14 protein-coding genes and 4 pseudogenes are annotated in these 18673 nt (G+C 30.1%); 13 read left to right on the top strand and 5 right to left on the bottom strand.

Going from position 1 to position 18673, the window contains the following annotated elements:
• A partial coding sequence (locus tag ILT06_RS31450; protein WP_222655945.1) for a mobilization protein occupies positions 1–964 on the top strand: 964 nt, incomplete at its 5' end.
• Positions 965–1182: 218 nt separating this feature from the next.
• Positions 1183–1860, top strand: coding sequence for a Rep protein (locus ILT06_RS31445; protein ID WP_222655944.1), 678 nt, complete (start codon positions 1183–1185; stop codon positions 1858–1860).
• A 593-nt stretch (positions 1861–2453) separates the two neighbouring features.
• Here the strand turns inward: ILT06_RS31445 and ILT06_RS31440 are convergent.
• Positions 2454–2966, bottom strand: coding sequence for a hypothetical protein (locus ILT06_RS31440; RefSeq protein WP_222655943.1), 513 nt, complete (start codon positions 2964–2966; stop codon positions 2454–2456).
• Between the two features lie 480 nt (positions 2967–3446).
• Here ILT06_RS31440 and ILT06_RS31435 point away from each other — a divergent pair, with 480 nt between their 5' ends.
• Positions 3447–4007 (top strand): MerR family transcriptional regulator, encoded by a 561-nt coding sequence (locus tag ILT06_RS31435; RefSeq protein WP_222655942.1) that lies wholly within the window; start codon positions 3447–3449, stop codon positions 4005–4007.
• Between the two features lie 202 nt (positions 4008–4209).
• On the opposite strand, the gene ILT06_RS31430 is transcribed toward ILT06_RS31435, so the two are convergent.
• Positions 4210–6150: an FtsX-like permease family protein gene (locus tag ILT06_RS31430; RefSeq protein WP_097825667.1), complete on the bottom strand. Its 1941-nt coding sequence runs from the start codon at positions 6148–6150 to the stop codon at positions 4210–4212.
• A pseudogene (locus ILT06_RS31425) lies at positions 6122–6780 on the bottom strand (ABC transporter ATP-binding protein). Before ILT06_RS31425 ends, ILT06_RS31430 begins: the two are co-directional and overlap by 29 nt.
• Before the next feature lie 57 nt (positions 6781–6837).
• On the opposite strand from ILT06_RS31425, the pseudogene ILT06_RS33330 reads away from it, so the two are divergent.
• Positions 6838–6918, top strand: a pseudogene (locus tag ILT06_RS33330) (IS6 family transposase); the annotation flags it as partial.
• Positions 6919–7006: 88 nt separating this feature from the next.
• Here the strand turns inward: ILT06_RS33330 and ILT06_RS31420 are convergent.
• Positions 7007–8008 carry a VanZ family protein gene (locus ILT06_RS31420; protein ID WP_078204950.1) on the bottom strand — a complete coding sequence of 334 codons (1002 nt, stop codon included), beginning with the start codon at positions 8006–8008 and terminating at the stop codon, positions 7007–7009.
• Positions 8009–8162: 154 nt separating this feature from the next.
• Positions 8163–8406: pseudogene (locus ILT06_RS32785) on the bottom strand (ABC transporter permease); the annotation flags it as partial.
• A gap of 379 nt (positions 8407–8785) precedes the next feature.
• Between ILT06_RS32785 and ILT06_RS31415 the strand changes: the two are divergent.
• The 9 genes and pseudogenes from ILT06_RS31415 to ILT06_RS31375 all read left to right on the top strand — a co-directional run.
• Entirely contained in the window at positions 8786–9676 is an 891-nt protein-coding gene (locus ILT06_RS31415; protein ID WP_097825666.1) for a tyrosine-type recombinase/integrase, read from the top strand.
• Positions 9677–9735: 59 nt separating this feature from the next.
• Positions 9736–12771, top strand: coding sequence for a Tn3 family transposase (locus ILT06_RS31410; RefSeq protein ID WP_097825665.1), 3036 nt, complete (start codon positions 9736–9738; stop codon positions 12769–12771).
• Positions 12772–13173: 402 nt separating this feature from the next.
• Positions 13174–13578, top strand: a complete 405-nt coding sequence (locus tag ILT06_RS31405; RefSeq protein ID WP_222655941.1) for a hypothetical protein — start codon at positions 13174–13176, stop codon at positions 13576–13578.
• A 145-nt stretch (positions 13579–13723) separates the two neighbouring features.
• On the top strand, positions 13724–14548 hold the full coding sequence (locus ILT06_RS31400) for a hypothetical protein (protein WP_222655940.1): 825 nt from the start codon (positions 13724–13726) through the stop codon (positions 14546–14548).
• A gap of 626 nt (positions 14549–15174) precedes the next feature.
• The gene (locus tag ILT06_RS31395) at positions 15175–15924 is read left to right on the top strand and encodes a hypothetical protein (RefSeq protein WP_222655939.1); all 750 of its coding nucleotides are present in this window, start codon (positions 15175–15177) and stop codon (positions 15922–15924) included.
• Complete coding sequence (locus ILT06_RS31390; protein ID WP_222655938.1) at positions 15921–16583, top strand: ATP-binding cassette domain-containing protein; 663 nt, start codon at positions 15921–15923, stop codon at positions 16581–16583. Before ILT06_RS31395 ends, ILT06_RS31390 begins: the two co-directional genes overlap by 4 nt.
• Positions 16580–17179 (top strand): hypothetical protein, encoded by a 600-nt coding sequence (locus ILT06_RS31385; protein WP_222655937.1) that lies wholly within the window; start codon positions 16580–16582, stop codon positions 17177–17179. The genes ILT06_RS31390 and ILT06_RS31385 overlap by 4 nt, the downstream gene beginning before the upstream one ends.
• 65 nt (positions 17180–17244) lie before the next feature.
• Positions 17245–17778: a signal peptidase I gene (gene lepB / locus ILT06_RS31380; protein WP_222655936.1), complete on the top strand. Its 534-nt coding sequence runs from the start codon at positions 17245–17247 to the stop codon at positions 17776–17778.
• 517 nt (positions 17779–18295) lie between these two features.
• Positions 18296–18673 (top strand): annotated as a pseudogene (locus tag ILT06_RS31375) (plasmid recombination protein); the annotation flags it as partial.

The raw sequence follows: 18673 nt of genomic DNA, 5'->3' as shown, positions 1-18673 counted from the left end.
GGGTGTCGAAGGAACGGGAAGGAAGTTAATTGCACATTGGAGAGCATTAGAAACCACCTATATTGAACAATTGGCTAAAGAGCATATTCCGAATTTTGAACGTGCTAATGTTGGTTCACATAAGTACATGAAAGTTCGTCAATACAAGGAGTATGCAGAAGCAAAGTCAACTATTGAAAACCAAGTAGAAGAAAAAGAAACACAGTTACAAACGATTGACGATCATTTAAAAAACGTTGAAGAGAAAACAAACGAATTAGAAATAACGAAAACGAGTTTGGAAAGTGATGTCGTTGATACGTACAAAGAATTAGAGATAGTAAGGCAAAAAGTAGAGAGTGAAAACGAAAAGCTGCAGTTAATTGGCCAGCGTCATATAGAGTTAGAAAAAAGAGTAGAACAAATGCAAAAAGAATTAGATAGTGCTATGGATCAAGTACCAAATGAACCTGTTAAAATTCCATTTTTACGTAAAGAAGTAGTAGTAGAAGTACAGGATAAAATGTTTGGAAAAGCTGAAATCACGAAGAAACAAACAAGAAATTATGTGTTATCACCAGAACAATACCAAGAAGTAACAAAACAAGTGAATGCAGCGGTTACTATCAAAAAGGATTATGAGGGTTTGAAAAAGACAGATTTTGTGAAAGAGAATGAGAGTTTAAAAGTCCATGCAGAGGGCTGGATGAAAGAAAATCGAACGTTGAAACAAGAAAAAAGTAAGTTGCAAAAAGAAGTTGGTGTATTAAATAAAGAAATAAGCTCGTTAAAAGCTCATATAAAGGGTTTACAGATGAATATAAGAGTTTTGTATATACAAACGAAAAAAGTTCTTAAAGAGCAATTTAAGGTGTTTAGAGGAATTGTTAGAAATGAATTGGATAGCAAGGGAGTAGATAATCAATTTGAACGTGAACATAAGAGAGAAATAAGCAGACATCGAGATTTTGATAGGGAACGGTAAAAAAATAAGGAAACTTTGTTTTTATCTTCAAGGTTATTGAAAACGTGATAGAATGAAAAAAAAGAGCCATGCTGGAACATGACTCTTTTTATAGGGTATTCTACTAAAATACCTAGACTTCATTTATCTGATTATAGATTATCATAATTTGTTTTATAATCAAATAGCAAAAAATAGGTGTTTTTGTTGATTCCCTCAATTTAGAGGAGGATTTAACAATGAATGAAGAATTGGGACAAGCTTTAAATCAAGCTGATAGAAATGCTAGAAAAAGAGATTTTGAGAAAGATGGAAAACAAAGAGACCAAGCTGAAGAACTAAAAAAATCTCTTTTACAACAGTTAAAAGAATTAACTGGAGAAGATCATTATGTTGGAACTAATAAAGATCCATTTGCTGGAGAGCCATTTAATCAAGTAATGCACAGAAATTTAGACTTGTTGAATAGTATTGGTTATTTAACTCAAGCAGAGGAAAGTTTTTTATTTAGAATTCAAGCTTATTTGGAATTTAGAAGTAATGTTATTATTTGTAGAGATGATAAGTTTAAAAGGAAACGAAAGAGCACTGAGGAAGATTTTGAGTTACCAAAAGCAGCAACTGTTTCTGAAATTGCTGAAATGATAGGGAAATCAAGAGAAAAAACTTCTTTGGTTATGAATTCATTAAAGAAAAAAGAAATTTTACTTAATCCAGAAGGTGCTGGACAAATTATTGAAAATGGTCGGACTGTAAGTCCTAGAACATGGGTAGTAAATCCTTACATAATGATTTGTGCACCTCGAAAAAATGAAGTAAAACTCGATAAATTAACGATGAGATTGTTTCAATATTCTTTGAAAAATCTTAAAGATCAAAATGGTAAAAAAGTAAAATTACCAGCTAGATTTTTTTAGACTATATCAATTTGATATAGTCTTTTTTATATGTATTTTAAATTTTTTATCCATTTATTTACTAATTTATATTTTTTTAGGTGTGACGAAAACGTCACAAAAAGGCTTAAAAGTGTGACGAAAACGTCACACCCTAAAAAGTGTATTTAACCCAGTCATATCAAGGGATTCACACGTTTTTTGTAGATGTTCTCTATTATCACTATTATTAAAGGCTAAAAGTTCCGCAAGGAACAGGTAGTATTTTTGAGCAAAGAACGCTCAAAAATCTCCACCTTTTTCGCTACGCTCTATCCTGGCAAAACTTTTTTCGGCTCGTGTGCTTTTTTCGCCAAGCCGACAGACAAAAAGCAAAGCAATGGTTCTCGACTTGGACTAGCAAGTATACGAGCCGAACCGCTTAGATCAATCGTTCAAAAATAGTTCTTATACAATATATTGATACGCAATACGTGGGGTTTCGGCCCCACACGACGAGCCAACACTCTAGCCAAAAAGCAAAGGAAAGACCTAAAGACAAGAATAAACCCTTTAAATAAAAAAATAAGCTGCCCATATGGACAGCTTATTTACATAATTATCGTTAGAGGAAGTTATTCTACATGGCTCTTAAATAAACCTAATATTTGTTGAGCATCTGTATCCTTTATTATGTAATGTTCGAGATGTTTTTGTTCTTTATTATCTTGACGAGCAATTACAACTATTTTGTTTTCTAACCAAATTAAATATGTTTCATTGGAACCATCTTGGTAATTTACATTCATTTGATAGTCAATATTTGTCTTTGCTTCATCATCTAGCAAAAGAGGAATAACTTTTTCTTTATCTTTTTGTATCCCAGTACGCTCCATGGCTTTGAGAATTCGATCAAAATCTAGTATTATTACTGCTTTATTATCCTTTGTTTTCATGGATACAAGTTCAATTTTCTTAACCTTTTTTCCTTGAAAAGAAACAGGATTGCTATTTTCCTCTTGTTGTGTGGATGTAACTTTTGTTTTTGGTTCTTGGGAAACAGAGGCTTTATTATCTTTCATTTCAGTAGAACACGCGGATAAGTTTAAAAGTAGTATGCTCATCAATAACACTATATTTTTCTTCATCAATCAAACCCCTTTCAACTTTAAAAAACATTTCTTGTTTTTTAAATTATATCCCTGCTTGAAAGAAGTCTCTGTAAATATATATTTTTACTATGTATACCGTATACGTGTGAGGTTAACATAACGCCCTATTATCGGTAGCAACTATTTTGATAGAATCCTTGTATTTATAAGGTTTCTTGTCTTTCTGTCTATATATATCTTATACATGATTTTATACATCGTTGATATAGCGGGGATTCTAGGGATCCCCGCTATTCTTTTTTTGCATAAAATCTTGTATATAGAAAAAAGATTTTGATGTTATTATCGAGAAGTAATACATATCGGTGTTAAAATCGATATGTATTTCGAAATTAAATCGTTTTTAAAATCGGTTTTTATATCGGTTGCAAGTATATTCCGATTTTGATTAGAATGTTGATTTAATTGTGTTTTTTAAGTAAAAAACGTATTCCGTTTTTTAGGGAGGAATAAAAATTGGAATTAAAATCGGAAATGCACACACCGAAAATTGTTGCGGATCTTTTAGGGGTCACACCCGATTTGTTAAAGGTATGGTCAAATGAATTTAATATACAAACGGAGCGAAGTCAGGGAGGGCATCGCAGATACTCGAAGGAAAATATAGAAGAATTAAAAGCAATAAAAGAAAAAATACAGGTCCAAAAATGGTCTTATGATCAAGTTAGGTCATGGCGAAACGGAGAACTTGATTCGTTTGTTTCAAAAGAAGAAAAATCAGAATTAGAAAAGAAACTGAATGAAGTATTAGAAAATCAACAGTTACAAAATCAATTTAATCAAGCACTGGTTCAAAAATTGCAAGAAATTACGAATGAATTGGTTACGACAAAAGAGCATTTAGCGAATACGGAGAAAAAGTTAACTGAAGTAGAAGGTAAAAATAGTGAATTAGAAGTTTTTATAGAGAAGAAGCTAGAGAAACGAGATCAGTTATTGCTTGAAAACATTAGAGATTTGCAGGCTCAAAATCAGAAACAAAAACGGAAAGGTTTTTTCGGTTTGTTTAAAAATTAAATTTGGCCGGTATTTTATGTAGTGTTCTAGGGGTACGGCAACCATTCCTTCTTTTTGGAGCCACTCAGAAATAATTAAGTCAAGAAAAATCGGAACAAACACAGATCAATCTTGGTATACTTTTCAACATTCTAAATGTGCATATTCAACCATAATTAGTGATTGAGTATGCACATTCAATTTTTCGGTTATCTTTTTGTAATTATATTTTTGTACATATGCGCTTTATATAGTGATCTCTAATAATAAGGAAGTAAATAATTTGCATACAAATAAAGCTTACTAATACAACAATTGAACTTTGAATAACGGACATTTCCTTACTTACTCTTTGTCCTAATTGGTGAAAAGTTAGAAATGCAAAACTGCTGTGAACCATAGCCACTACAATCGGTAAGAAAAATAGGATTATCATTTGTCTTGTCACAATGTGCTTTAACTCTTTTTGGCTTAAACCTAATTTTGAAATCATCTGATATTGCTCTTGATCACGTTCTAAATCAGTAAATAAACGGAAATATAAAAAGCTAAGCGTAAATACGAAAAATACAATCCCCACCATTACACTTGAAATAGAAAGTAATCCGTTTTGTTGTTTCAGTTCAAGCCATTTTAAATTCAAAGATGAAAAGGCATAATAATCATCTTGACTCGTACCAATGAATTTCATAAGTTTTGTAGAAGTTGCAGTTGTTTTAGGCCAATTTTTAACGATAAAACCGTATATGGTGTAATCTCGGAGTGCGCCTTCTTGTTGAACATTTAGGACCTTTTTGTAAACAGCATCAGAGACAATAACAGGTTTACCAAACGCGCTCGATAATTCTGGGATATAAACTGTTTTTTGAACAGAAAGTGGTACTTCTAGTTCACCATGCCTTAATTCAAAAGGTTTTAGATCCTCTGCACTTTTGTGGTTTTTCTCTAATCGTATAACGATACTTTCATTTTTATTTGTTAATTTCTCTATTTCATACCCTAATTTTTGAGCGTATTCATTATACGTGGAAAGACTAATTAAAACCGGCCCATTTTGTGCCCTTTTAAATTTTGTTGCTACAAGTTTATATGAAAATCCAGATTCTTTTAATTGTTTTTTTATCTCTTCAATATGCATTTTTTCTTGTATATTCCCCTTATCTGAACGATAGGTAAATGCATATGGTGTCTCATGCTTTGCCAATTCAGGATTTGCAATAGCCGTACAAACTCCAATTGCTGTAAAAGATACTGCAGATATAATTGATACGATAAAAAAGGTTCTCGCATTATCTTTCATGCGATACATTAATTCTGAAATAACAAGGAGATTTGTTGTTTTAAAGAATGTAGTTTCTCTATTTTTTAAAGCAGATAACACATATACACAAAATTGAGTAAAGAAGAAATAGGTCCCACATACAATGAATACGACTCCTGCTCCTACGAGTAAGAATAATTGTTTTAAAGTCATGTAATCCACCGCAGCGATACTGTGGTGAACGCAGGAATAACCCGCTCCCAATAAAATAAGTACCAACAAGGATATATAAACAGAAACTATTGGCTCAGTTTTTGGTTTTTCATCTGATTTTATGAGTTCTACAAGTTCATTCATTTTCACCATTTTTGATGTAAACAAAGAAATAAGTAGAAATAAAACAAAAAAGGACATTGCTGTTACTAGCATTGCCTTGAATGGAAAATAAAATGCTAACGTTTGCTCTACTCCTAATAAAGACCCACTAACCAGTAAAAACAATTTAGAAAAAACCATTCCTAGTCCGATTCCTACTACTATAGAAGGGATTCCAATCAACATATTTTCGAAAAAAATTAATCGATGAAGCTGTTGATGAGACATTCCGTGTAACATTAATAATCCAAACTCTTTTTTTCTATTTTTTAAAAATGCACTAACAGAATAGAAAATAAATAAGAAAGAAAAAACAAAGATTAAGTAATACGATAAATGAAATCCTATTTTCCCAAATGTACTCATGATGGTACTTACATGAGTTAGTTCACCTTGTAGGTTCGGATGAAAGACAAGTAGCCCATAAGTGAAAAAAATCAATACCGCAAATGTACTACTAAAAAAATGACCTAGATATATTCGTTTATTCCGTAAAACATTATTGAGTGCAAGTTGTTGAAAAGTCATGTTTATTTCCCCCTAACATAGAAAGACTATCCATAATTTTTTTATAGAATAATGGACGATCGTCTTTACAATTAACTTCATTGAATAACTGGCCATCTTTAATAAAAATTATGCGGTCACAGTAACTTGCAGCAACTGGATCGTGCGTTACTAACATCATTGTTGCCTTTTCTTCTTTGTTTAATAGTATTAATATTTCCATCACATCTTGAGAGGCTTTAGAATCTAAGTTTCCTGTCGGTTCATCGGCAAAAACTAATTTTGGAGAATGAATGAGCGCACGTGCAATTGCTGTTCGCTTATTTAAAATCTCGTTGATTCCTAATTTTTTCGAAATAGATTCTACTCGTTTATTTATTCTTTTCACATTCATGCCATCTAATGCAAGCGGAAGAACCATATTCTCTTTTACTGTTAATGTATGCAGTAGGTTAAAGGATTGAAAGACGAACCCTAATTCCTGTCTACGAAATAAATCCAAATAATTGGCTGAATTTTCCCACTACCTGAAGGGACCATAATCCCAACGAATTCCCCCTCTGTCATTGTTAAATAAATATTTGAAAGTGCTGTATGTGAAACTTTCCCTTTGTATTCCTTACTAAGATCTTTTATTTTTACTATTTTCATATGAGAAATCCCCTCCAAATTTACAAACTAAGTATGAAAGTTGATGGATGATGCCCCTTATCCCCTGTGCATGCACTATACAAACAAAGGCGAAGTCTTCAAACGGACTCCGCCTTTTCGATGTATCATGAATTATAGCAAGTACTATTCTTCCTCATAATATTTCCTCATACATTCATGTCTCTGTTTGTTTATTGAAAAATTTTGCACCAGAACCAAATTTATGTTATTTCCTTGCGGAAATAGGTTGAGACCAAATATTTTCGTCATTATCATTTAAATGTACTTCAAAAACATATATAGGTTGAGAGAAACCTTTTGTATCAGTGTAGTAATCTATATTATATTTTGTAATGAATAATGTATCACCTGCTTTGAAAGATCCTATAGGATCAAATTCTCCTTGTTTCAGTTTTTGAATTGCTTCCTTTGGAGAAAGAATTTCAACATCTCGAACAGGTGATTTTTTTGTAACGTAATCTTTGTAAACAGGCATTTTTTTCCCTTCGTCTTTTAACTCTACTGATGTTTTTATAGTAACTTGAGACATATCAGTTTTTGTAATGGGATCAATAGGCAAATTCCCAAATTCCTTCATTTGATACGAAATCATTATCCCGAGTGCGACGAAACTTACTGTAATGGGAAGGTATAAATATTTGATTATTTTTGTATCTGTTTCATTTTTTTTCAAAAATATAAGAACTATGTTTAACACAGAATATCCTAGCATCATGCCTAAAGTATTATGAAGTAAATCGGCTAGTTCCATACTTCCGCGTTGCAGTGTAAATTCAAGAATTTCAATTAATAAACTGGCTATAATTGAGATAATTAACATCCATTTTGTTTTTTGAAAAACCTTGCTAAATAAAGGGAATAAAATTCCTAACGGAAAAAGCATACCTATATTTAAAATAATATGGAAAAAAGAAGAAAACGAAAAGGTATTCCATGCTTTTTTATAAACACTAAGGACATCAAAGTCAAAAGTTCTTGCAAAAACCATATCATCTGAACGACCAAATGAAGTAGCTGATAATGCAAAGGAATAGTATCCTGTTATTAATACAAACAATATAATTTGTTGTACAGTAAGATTTCTTTCTCCTTTACATATCTTTTTGTATACTACAAAATAGCTAAAAACAAATACAAGTAGTAACAAGAATGTGAGTAGTATCGCAGGAATCGCATAACTAGCGATTAGATTGAAAATAAAGTTCATTTTACACCTCTGTTTTTATGAATTAAATATTTAATAGTTTTTATATACTATTCTAGATAGATTGTTACTCCTAATAATAATTAACATAGGATTATATACTGGTATCCATGTTCTATTGAATACGTATGCACTTTCATTTTTGGGATTATCTTTTTTATGAATATAATTTTGTATATATGCGTTTTATATATTGATTTCTAATAATAAGAAAGTAAATAATTTGCATGCAGATTAAGCTTACTAATACAACAATTGAGCTTTGAATAACGGACATTTCCCTTTTTTGTTTTTTGTCCTAATTGGTGCAAAGTTAGAAATGCAAAACTACTGTGAATCATAGCCACTACAATCGGTAAGAAAAATAGTATCATCATTTGTCTTGTCACAATTGATGGTATAGTTTCGTATTTCCTTATTTAAACTGTAATACTTGGTAGAATGTTATAAGCACTAAAATAACTTCATATAGCCCCACAGATTCTTCATGAATGTATCTGTTATTCATTGTAGTAGTAAGATTATTTTTCTCATATTGAATTGCCTTACATTTTGCTTACACGCTTGTAATGTTTCTGAAAATACAATCTATAAGGTTCGAAGCAATAATTCTTTTTTTGGGAAGATAGCAAAGAGGGATTTTTTATATACACTTTACTATACCGAACTAGATTTCGGTATAGTTTTTGTTTTTAATTCATTGTTTTTTCTTTACCGAACACGTATAATTTCTATATCAAAACAACTTTACCGAACACATTAAGATTAGGAGCATGTTTAATGAATTATATAGACTCATTTCAATGTTATTTACAAGAAGAGGGAAAACGCCATCGTACAATTCAAGAATATGTAGCGTCCGTTGTAGCTTTGGAAAAATGGGTAGTTGAAAGAACTGGTGAAAATTTCAATCCGGATTTTCTTACATCTAGGGATTTACACGAATGGGTATCTTTTATGCAAACCGTAGAAAAATTGGCACCAGCCACAATTAATAAAAGAGTGGCAGCTATTAAGGTGTATTGGTCTTATTTAGTGCAAGCTGGATATTCTATCTTAAATCCTACAATCAAAGTAAAAAGAAAACGAATCTCACCTTTAGCGCAAGCACCTAGGTGGCTTAGTCGCTTAGAGCAAGATAAATTTTTACATCAAATACATAAAGAAAAAAATGCATGGAAAAAAACGAGAAATCTTGCGATTGTTCAAATCATGCTACAAGCTGGACTCAGGATTTCAGAGGTAGTATCACTAGATATCGAAGATATAGATTTAAAACGCCGAACAATAACCGTAATTTCCGGAAAAGGTGGAAAGAATCGAATTGCTCTTATGAATTTAGAATTAATGAAAACAGTAGAAAATTGGTTAGGGGTACGAGGTGAATTATCTCAAGTTGCATTATTTTTGTCAGCAAGGCATTCTACTCGGATTACGAGACAAGGAATACATTATCTTATAAAAAATTACTTACATTCTATAGGACTTACAGATTATTCAGCTCACTCTCTAAGACATTCTTTTTGCCGAAATTTAGTGGATGCCAATCAGCCTTTACAAATTATAGCTCAATTAGCAGGACACGAAAGCTTAGAAACAACACGTAGATACATTACACCTAGTGAAATTGACTTGAGAAGAGCAGTAGAGAGTATCAGTTCAGATAAATAATAAAAATAAACTGTTTATTATGTAGTAAGATTTCATTTCGTTAATAAAGGAGAAACGTTATGGTTAGTATGCAAGAAACAGCTTATCCTAGATTGAAAAATTGTCCAAATTATAAAGAATTAGAAAAACTTTTTTCACCTACCTCAAGTGAAATATCCTGGGCAAAACAGAAAACACGTACCCCTTTTTCACAATTAGGTCTATTAACTATGTTAAAAACATTTCAATGTCTAAATTATTTTCTTCCAATTAGAGACACTTCATCAGTTTTTATCGAACATATTGCAAGAAAAGCAAAACTGGATTCACCAGATCAAGCAGAATGGAATTCTTATCATCGCTCTGGTACAGGAATCCGTCAAATTGCTATGATTCGTGAATATCGCCAAGCGAAAATATTTAATAATCAAGCTCATCAAATTATGTTAAATATTATGAAAGAATCAATACTAGAAAAGGATGAGAAAAGTGATATTATAAATATCGCAATTGACGAACTTATTAAAAATAGCTATGAACTTCCAGCTTTTAGTACACTTACAAAGGCTGCAGACCACGTACATGCTGAAGCATATCGTACGTTATATCAAAATATATCCGATGCATTAACCATTGAAGAAAAACAAAAGATAGACCAATTATTTCAAGGTATTGAAGAATCCACCTACTCAGACTGGAATGTAGTAAAACAAGATCCTGGACGTCCAACTTTATATCAATTGAGGCGCTGGATCTATCGTAAAAAGTGGCTCGATGAAAGACAGGTAAGATTTGATTTCTATCAACGTTTTCAAATCCCACCCGCTAAAATTGAAAGATTAGCAGGTGAAGCAAAAACATTAGATGCATCTCGGATGAAAAAATTAGAGCCTCATAAAAGATATACATTAGCTGTCTCTTTATTATCTATTCAATTAGCAAATACCATTGATGATATTGGAGAAATGTATATCAAACGTATTGCTAGTGCACATAAGAAATCTGAAAGTTCCCTTCAAGAATTGAAAAAGAAGAAAGAAAAACAAATGGATGGCTTAATTACAATTTTACGTAATACCGTGCTTGCTTTTCAATCCGAAGGATCCATAGAAGAAAAGTTTCAAGAATTAGAAAACTTAATTGGTGGAGATCCTGGGCTACGTGTATTAGATGATTGTGAGGATCATTTAGCTTATGCAGGAAACAATTATTTTTCATTTATATGGCGACACTTAAAAAGCAGTAGAGCCGATTTAATAAAAATATTAGAAACGTTAAAATTCAAGTCGACAAATCAAAATAGAGGCTTAGAACAAGCTATTTTATTTTTAGTCAAACATAAAATGAAGAAATCTGAATGGATTTCCATTCGTGATTTAACAGAGTTTACAAATGCTGATGGAGAAATGCCTACAATTGATTTTTCTTGGGTACCTGAAAAGTGGTGGCGCTGGATTTGTCCGCAGCAGCGGAGAAACGTCCCTCTTGAAAAAATTCATCGTCGTCATTTTGAAGCATGTGTATTTTCGCAAATTTGGTTAGAATTAAAATCTGGAGATTTATACATAGAAGGAAGCGAAAAGTATGCAGATTATAGAAAGCAATTAATTTCTTGGGATGAATTTCAAATACATCGGGCTATTTTTTGTGAACAAGCAGGGCTTCCTACAACAGCTAAGGAATTTAAGTTACAAGTCTATAACAAACTAGAACAAACGGCTATAAATGTAGATAAATCTTTTCCAACGAATAAAGCAGTTACCCTTCGTAACGGTGAACCGGTTATTACAAAACCGAAAAAGAAAAGAACATCTCCTTTATTAAAAGCTGTACGAAAACGTATTGACGAAAAAATGATTCCAATTAATGTATTAGATTTATTAGGAGATACAGAATATTGGTTGAATTGGACTCGGTTTTTTGGACCGATTTCTGGTCATGATGCAAAATTAGAAAATCCGATTGAACGATATTTAACAACAGCTTTTTGTTATGGATGTAACTTAGGACCTACCCAAACAGCACGTTCGCTATCAAATATGGATAGAAAACATATATCTTGGATAAACGATAGACATATTACAGAAGAAAATATTCAAAAAGCCATTGAATGGATTATTAATGCATATAATCGATTTAAGTTACCTAAGTACTGGGGAAATGGAACTAGCGCTTCAGCTGATGGAACCATGTGGGATCTATACGAAAAGAATCTACTGTCTGAAAATCATATTCGCTATGGTGGATATGGAGGAATTGGGTATTATCATGTCTCCGACACATATATCGCCTTATTTAGTCATTTTATTCCTTGTGGCGTTTGGGAAGGAGTTTATATTTTAGACCTTCTCATGAAAAATAAATCCGATATTCAGCCTGATACGCTTCATGCTGATACACAAGGACAAAATGCACCTGTTTTTGGATTAGCCTATTTACTAGGGATTGAACTTATGCCTCGAATTCGTAATTGGAAAGAGTTAAAGTTTTTAAGACCAGATAAAGAGTCTATGTATATACATATTGATGGATTATTTTCACAATCAGTAGATTGGAATTTGATTGAAAACCACTATGAAGATATGTTGCGTGTAGTAATGTCCATTAAAATGGGACGGATCCACCCTTCTACGATTTTAAATAAGTTAAATACATATAGTAAGAAAAATAAACTATATCAGGCTTTTCGAGAACTAGGAAGTACCATTCGCACTTTATTTTTATTAAAATATTTATCTGATGAAAAACTAAGAAGCACAATTCAAGCCGCTACAAATAAAAGTGAATCTTTTAATGGATTTGCAAAGTGGTTATTCTTTGGCGGTGAAGGAATTATCGCAGAAAATAATCGGGAACGGCAAAGAAAAATTATAAAATACAATCATTTAGTAGCGAATTGCTTAATCTTTTATAATGTCTTTCAACTCACACAAATTCTTCATGAATATATACAGGAGGGCAATAAAGTAGATGAGGACGTGTTATCTGATTTAAGTCCGTATGTAACATTTCATGTGAACCGATTTGGAAAATATAGATTAGATTCAAATCGACGTCCACCAGATATTGAATTTGATACACCTGTATCACTTACTGAAACTGTAGAGGCAAGCTAATCAAAAGCAAGAGAAATGGGTATATGAAAACCTCACTTCTCTTGCTTTATATTTGTGAGTGGCTCCAAAAAGAAGGAATGGTTGCCGTACCCCTTCTAATGTCGGAAAAAGAAGAATAGAAATATAGCATACATAGAATAAGGGAATGCAGTATAGATCAGTCTACAAGCATTCCCTTGCTATTATTATGTTACATAGTTTTATAATCTTTTGTTTTTAGTTTATATGTTTTTAGTATATTTTTAATTAATGGAATTTATCTTTTGAAATTACAGAATTTTTAGAATTATATAAATTTATATTAAATTTTAAAAATATTGTATTTTTCCAATTTAATAGTTTACATGTTTTGGTTAATGATGTAATATTTGTATGTGCTTATTAAAAAAGGGAGGAATTACCTTGAAAAAATTAGGATTAACAGCTTTAGTAGCTACAATGGGGATTGGAATTTTTACTGCAACAGATGCAAAGGCATTAAGAGATATCGATCCGATCGATTTTTCTATTAGTTATTCGTATACAAAAGATGTTCCTGGTGATGGTTATAAAATTTATCATGGACATCAAAGTGCTGGATATTATGTTGTTAATTTAAAGGATAGCTCTGGTTCTGCTAATGTGAAAACTGAACTTCATAATTCAAATCATCAATCAAGAGGTTCTGGTACACTTGATAGAGGTACAAAACAAGCATTCCCTAATACTGGAACTGCTGGTTATTATTATCATTTAAATATGAAAAGAACCTATAGTGGTGGAGATATTTATGTAAAAGGTTCATGGTCTCCTGATTCTCAAGACTAATTAAAAAATGTTTCTTTTATAAAAGGAATCTATTTAATTAATTATTCAATTAAGTCAAAATGATTAGATAAATTTATTTAATCATTTTGACTGTTTTCTGTTTTATAGGTAAATGTAATTTTTTTACACCAATTGGGAGGTTATCGTGAATAATATTATTAAAGATAGATTTATAAACAAATATAGTATTGGTTCTTTTATAGCATTTCTTTTGATTGTATTTTTTTCATTCTTTATATCAAGTAGTATTTTTGAATCTATTTTTTTATATGATTATAGTAAAGGAGATTTAGCAGGTAAAAGTCGATTTTTTTTAACTGAAAATTATCTTTTCAAGTCATCAACTTGGGAACTAATGACTTTTGATAGTATGTATTATTCTTTATTTTTGTTTACGTTACCTGCAACTTTTCCTATTATTGGTTTTTATAATGAAGGTAAAGGGTATTTTGTTCATGCCTATACAAGGATAAAAAATTACAAAAAAAGTATATTAGGTGTTATTTTACAATATTCAATTATTTCTGGTTTGTGTTTTGCTGGGCCATATTTATTGTTTTATTTGTTTGTTGCTTGTTTTAATTCAAACTATATTAATAGTCACATTGGATTATTAAATAGTATAAATTCTTATATTTCTTTTAATAATGCAATTGTATATTTTGTGGTAATTTGTTTTGTAGTTAATTTTATTTTTGGATCTATATATGGTTTTTTTGCATGTACAATTGCATTATGGACAGAAAAAGTTTATTTTATTGTATTAATTCCATTTATATACTATTTGGTGATGTCAAATATTTCTGCGGCATTTAATTTTGAATTAATTTCTCCATTAATAGGAATTTTATATAATACTTATAGTGGTGTTTCTTTATATCAAATAATTGTTCCTTTACTAATTCCTTTATTTATAGGAATAATACTTATTTTTCTTCATTTTAAACGAGGTGATAAGTTTGGTGTATAAATATAGCATTTTAAAAGCTCTTTTGTTGTCTTATATTTATTACTGTATTATTTATACATTTCCATATGGGTCTCAATTATCACCAAATATGTTTATTAGTGATAATTTGAATTCATTTATACCATTTTTCTTGTTATATTTGTTTTTTATTAATAATTTTCAAATGTTTTTTGCAAATAGTATGTTCTTAGTGAGAAATAAAAGTTTAAGTAATTCTGTATTAGGAATTTTAAAAGAATTAGTACCTTTAAATATTCTGTATACATTTGTTTTTGTTTTTGTAATAAATATTGTAAACATTCAACATTTTGGTAAGATTGATCTAATATATAGTATTAAATTTTTCATGTTAATTAATCTTTGTTTTATATTCCTTAATCTAGTTGTTATTATTCCTAGGATTATATGGGGAGGAATATCTTCCTTTATCAGTGCTTTATTTTTTATTATGTTAAGTATTTTTTCTATTTTGTTTAAAAAAGAAAGTGATGATTTTCTTTTTTTACCTTTATCTTTACATGCAATGCCTCTTAATACATTTAAAGACTTTTTAATAGTTATTAGTATATTTTCTCTGTATATCTGTTTGATATTTTTATTTATATTCTTTGTTAGAAGGTTGTATTATGGAAATCAAAAACATATTTCTTAAGATAATAAAAATGGTGTTTTTAATATTAATATTTTCTAGTCTGCTTATAAATATTAAATTTATGACTTTAATGGAATATCCTATATATAGTGATAAGTCTATTTTATTGAATTATTTTGTTAAATTTTGGGGTAATACTCAAATAAAAAATTTAGATAGTTATTATATTTTGGATGTGTTTAGTATTGTAAGGCCTTTTATTGTTTTGTTTTTAGGAATTGTATTTTCTACTTTTTCTTTTATGAGTACACCAAGTACGTACTCTTATTTTACTTTCTATAGAAAGAGAAGAATGTATGATTATTGTATTTCTGAATCTTATCTTATTATTTTTAATGCTATAAAGTATGTAATATTATGGGGAGTTTCTATAGTTATATATGTGTTTTATTTTAAGTTTATAGAAAACATCCCAATTTTATTTGATTATGAAGTATTGAAGTTATTAGTACTACATATTGTTTTAATGTTAATTTTTATCTGTAATATGAGTTTTATATGTTTAATTTTAAATATTCTATATTCAAAATTAATAGGATTTATAGTGATAGTAGGAGGAACTCTTTTTACTATTTATCTTGATTTGAAGTTGAAAAGTATAAATATCATTTTATTTGATTATAATTCTTGTTTTATTGATAGTTTTATTATACAAATTTTTGTTTTAGTTTTTTGTTTCTTAATTTATAAATATATATATAAATTATATATATTGAAAGGATGATAGAATTGTCTCATATTATTTCACTATCAAATGTATCAAAAAAAGTAAAAAAACAATTAATTTTAGATGATATTACATTAAAATTAGAGAGTAATAAGACATATGGTTTTATTGGATATAATGGTTCAGGAAAAAGTATGCTATTTAAAGTGATTTGTGGATTTACTTCTTATACATCAGGTGTAGTGAAAGTTAATGATAAAGTAATAGGAAAAGATATAGATTTTATTGAAGATGCTGGAGTTATAATTGAAGCACCTGAATTTTTACCTAAATTAACAGGTTATGAAAATTTATTTTTATTGTCTAAAATTAAAAAGATAATTTCTAAAGAACAAATAATAAATTCTTTAAAATTAGTCGGTTTAGAAGATCATATGAATAAACACGTTGGGAAGTATTCTTTGGGGATGAAACAGAGACTTAGAATAGCCCAAGCAATTATGGAAAATCAGTCTATTCTTATTTTAGACGAGCCTTTTAATGGTTTAGATAAGAAAGGAGTTATGGAGATACAACAACTTCTTTTGGAGTTAAAAAAAGTTAAAACTATTCTTCTAACTAGTCACAATGAAAATGATATAAGTTTGTTATGTGATGTTGTTTTTGAACTTGAAAGTGGAAAGTTTATTAACGAAGAAAGGATGGTTAATAAGTGAAAAAAACATATTTATTTTTATTAATAATAGCTATTTTATTACTTTCATCATGTTCTAATGAAAGTAATAAGGGTAATTCGCAAACTAATGAGAGCGATAAACATACACAACAAGAAGATGAATATATGAAAAACAGGAAAACTTTTAATATTTCTTCAGAAAAGTTATTTACTTCTATTAAAAATAAAGAAGGGATTAAAAAAACATTTGAAAAAGAAGGTAGTTATAATGTTATTTCAGAAAAAAATATAATCCGAGCTTTTTTCCTTTCCAAGTCGGAAAAAGTTTCTAGTGTGGAAGTAACTGTAAATAATCGAAGCTTTTATAAAAATGAGGAAGAGAAAAAAATAGTATTAAGATTTTTTAATAATTTATTCGAAAGTTTAGATATTAATTATGATGAAGAAAAACTATTATCTATATTAAAAGAAGATTTAACAAACTCTGCTGATATTAAGAATACAGACTATAAATATTTTAACTATAATGATCAGGCTTGGTTTAGTATAGTAGGTGTTTTTAATAATGGAGAGAAAAAAGGTAGTCCAACAGGAATTAATATCAATATAAATAAAAATAAACCTGAAGCTGATTAAAATAGATTTTACATTTCTTATTATAATATTTGTAATAAGAATAATATGAAGTTTGAGGGATGTGTATGAAACAACTTAAGGGAAAACAGGAGTTAAAATGGGTTCTAATTATATTAGTAGTTTTCATTGTTATATTTATGGTTAGAACTTTTATTTTTATGCCATTTAAAGTAGATGGGGAATCTATGGAACCAACTTTGCAAAATAAAGATAGGTTATTCGTTAATAAAGTTATAATAAATTTTTCTCCTATAAAACATGGCGATATTGTTGTTATTAAAAAAACAGAAGATCAGATGTATTTGGTGAAAAGAGTCATTGGACTAGATGGTGATGTAGTGAAAATCACAGAGGGTAACCTGTATATAAATGGTGTAGAACAAAAAGAAGCTTATTTAAATCAAAATTTATTAGAGCAATATAAACAATTAAATTATGCTGAACAAAAAGTCCCAGTTAATAAAGTGTTTGTAATGGGAGATAATCGTCTAAATAGTAAAGATAGTCGAAATGGTTTAGGCTATATAGATGAATCTGATATAGTAGGTAAAACTGAATTTGTATATTATCCTTTTAATAAAATAAAATTTATTAATTAATAAGATTTAAGCTATCTCTTTGTTTAGAATTGATTTTTAAAAAAAAGTGTAATATTCCATAATTCAGGGTAAAAAAGGAGTCTGTATTCAGACCCTTTTTTATTTATCATAAGAGGTAGATATACAGTGTCTGTCAACGGTAAGCGGACAGAATGAAGCTGCAAGCGAAATGAAGGAGCATTAAGGAGTTGATCAGATTCACTATGCAACCCTCTTGTGGTTGTCAAAAGGTACCCTTTTGACCCTGCCTACCGGCGAGGGAGCCCCTCAAGGATTGAGGGGTTGGGGAGTTGGATTGATGGGGGCTGGGGAAGTGTTCCCCAGTAGGTTTGGACAAAGTCCAAGGTTTGGTTTTGCCATGCTAAGCATGGATCGGCGGAGCCGAAAAGCGTCGCAGACCCCTATTGATTTTGATGCTTTAGCGTCAAAATACGTATAGGGTTACGTTAATTGACATCATTTCGTCGCTTTGCTAGACTGATGGTATCAATTAATCTAGGGGAAGTGGTGGCACTTTATGTTAGGTTCTATCTCATTTAATCAATCTTACCAAAGTTCATTGAGCCATAATAACAGGGAAAATATTCATGGGAATCCTGGCATCGATCCATCCAGGTTAGATGAGAATATTTATTTTGTTCAAAAGGACATCCGAAGTGTATATAAAGATGTCTTTCAAGAAGCAGTGGATAAATATAACGAGAAACAAAAACGGAATGACCGTAAAATTGATGATTATTATGACAAAATACATAAAGATGATAAGACACATGAGCAAAGAGAATTAGTCGTGGCGATTGGGGAAGGTAAAGATGACTCGAAATATAGGGAAGCCAAAAAGGAAGCGTTAAAACAGTATGCAGAGGTGTTTCAAGAGAGAAATCCAAACTTAGCG

The sequence above is a fragment of the Bacillus sp. 17RED48 genome (assembly GCF_019837545.1).
GTDB lineage: Bacteria > Bacillota > Bacilli > Bacillales > Bacillaceae_G > Bacillus_A > Bacillus_A wiedmannii.
The sequence above is the reverse complement of the archived record's forward strand: the minus strand, read 5'-3'. Positions and strand labels throughout refer to the sequence as shown.

Bases quoted from the DNA above. Each gene is read 5' to 3' on its own strand.
- ILT06_RS31445 (WP_222655944.1), top strand. From the start codon at position 1,183: ATGAATGAAGAATTGGGACAAGCTTTAAATCAAGCTGATAGAAATGCT.
- ILT06_RS31440 (WP_222655943.1), bottom strand. From the start codon at position 2,966: ATGAAGAAAAATATAGTGTTATTGATGAGCATACTACTTTTAAACTTA.
- ILT06_RS31430 (WP_097825667.1), bottom strand. From the start codon at position 6,150: ATGACTTTTCAACAACTTGCACTCAATAATGTTTTACGGAATAAACGA.
- ILT06_RS31420 (WP_078204950.1), bottom strand. From the start codon at position 8,008: ATGAACTTTATTTTCAATCTAATCGCTAGTTATGCGATTCCTGCGATA.
- ILT06_RS31415 (WP_097825666.1), top strand. From the start codon at position 8,786: ATGAATTATATAGACTCATTTCAATGTTATTTACAAGAAGAGGGAAAA.
- ILT06_RS31410 (WP_097825665.1), top strand. From the start codon at position 9,736: ATGGTTAGTATGCAAGAAACAGCTTATCCTAGATTGAAAAATTGTCCA.
- ILT06_RS31395 (WP_222655939.1), top strand. From the start codon at position 15,175: ATGGAAATCAAAAACATATTTCTTAAGATAATAAAAATGGTGTTTTTA.
- ILT06_RS31390 (WP_222655938.1), top strand. From the start codon at position 15,921: ATGATAGAATTGTCTCATATTATTTCACTATCAAATGTATCAAAAAAA.
- lepB (WP_222655936.1), top strand. From the start codon at position 17,245: ATGAAACAACTTAAGGGAAAACAGGAGTTAAAATGGGTTCTAATTATA.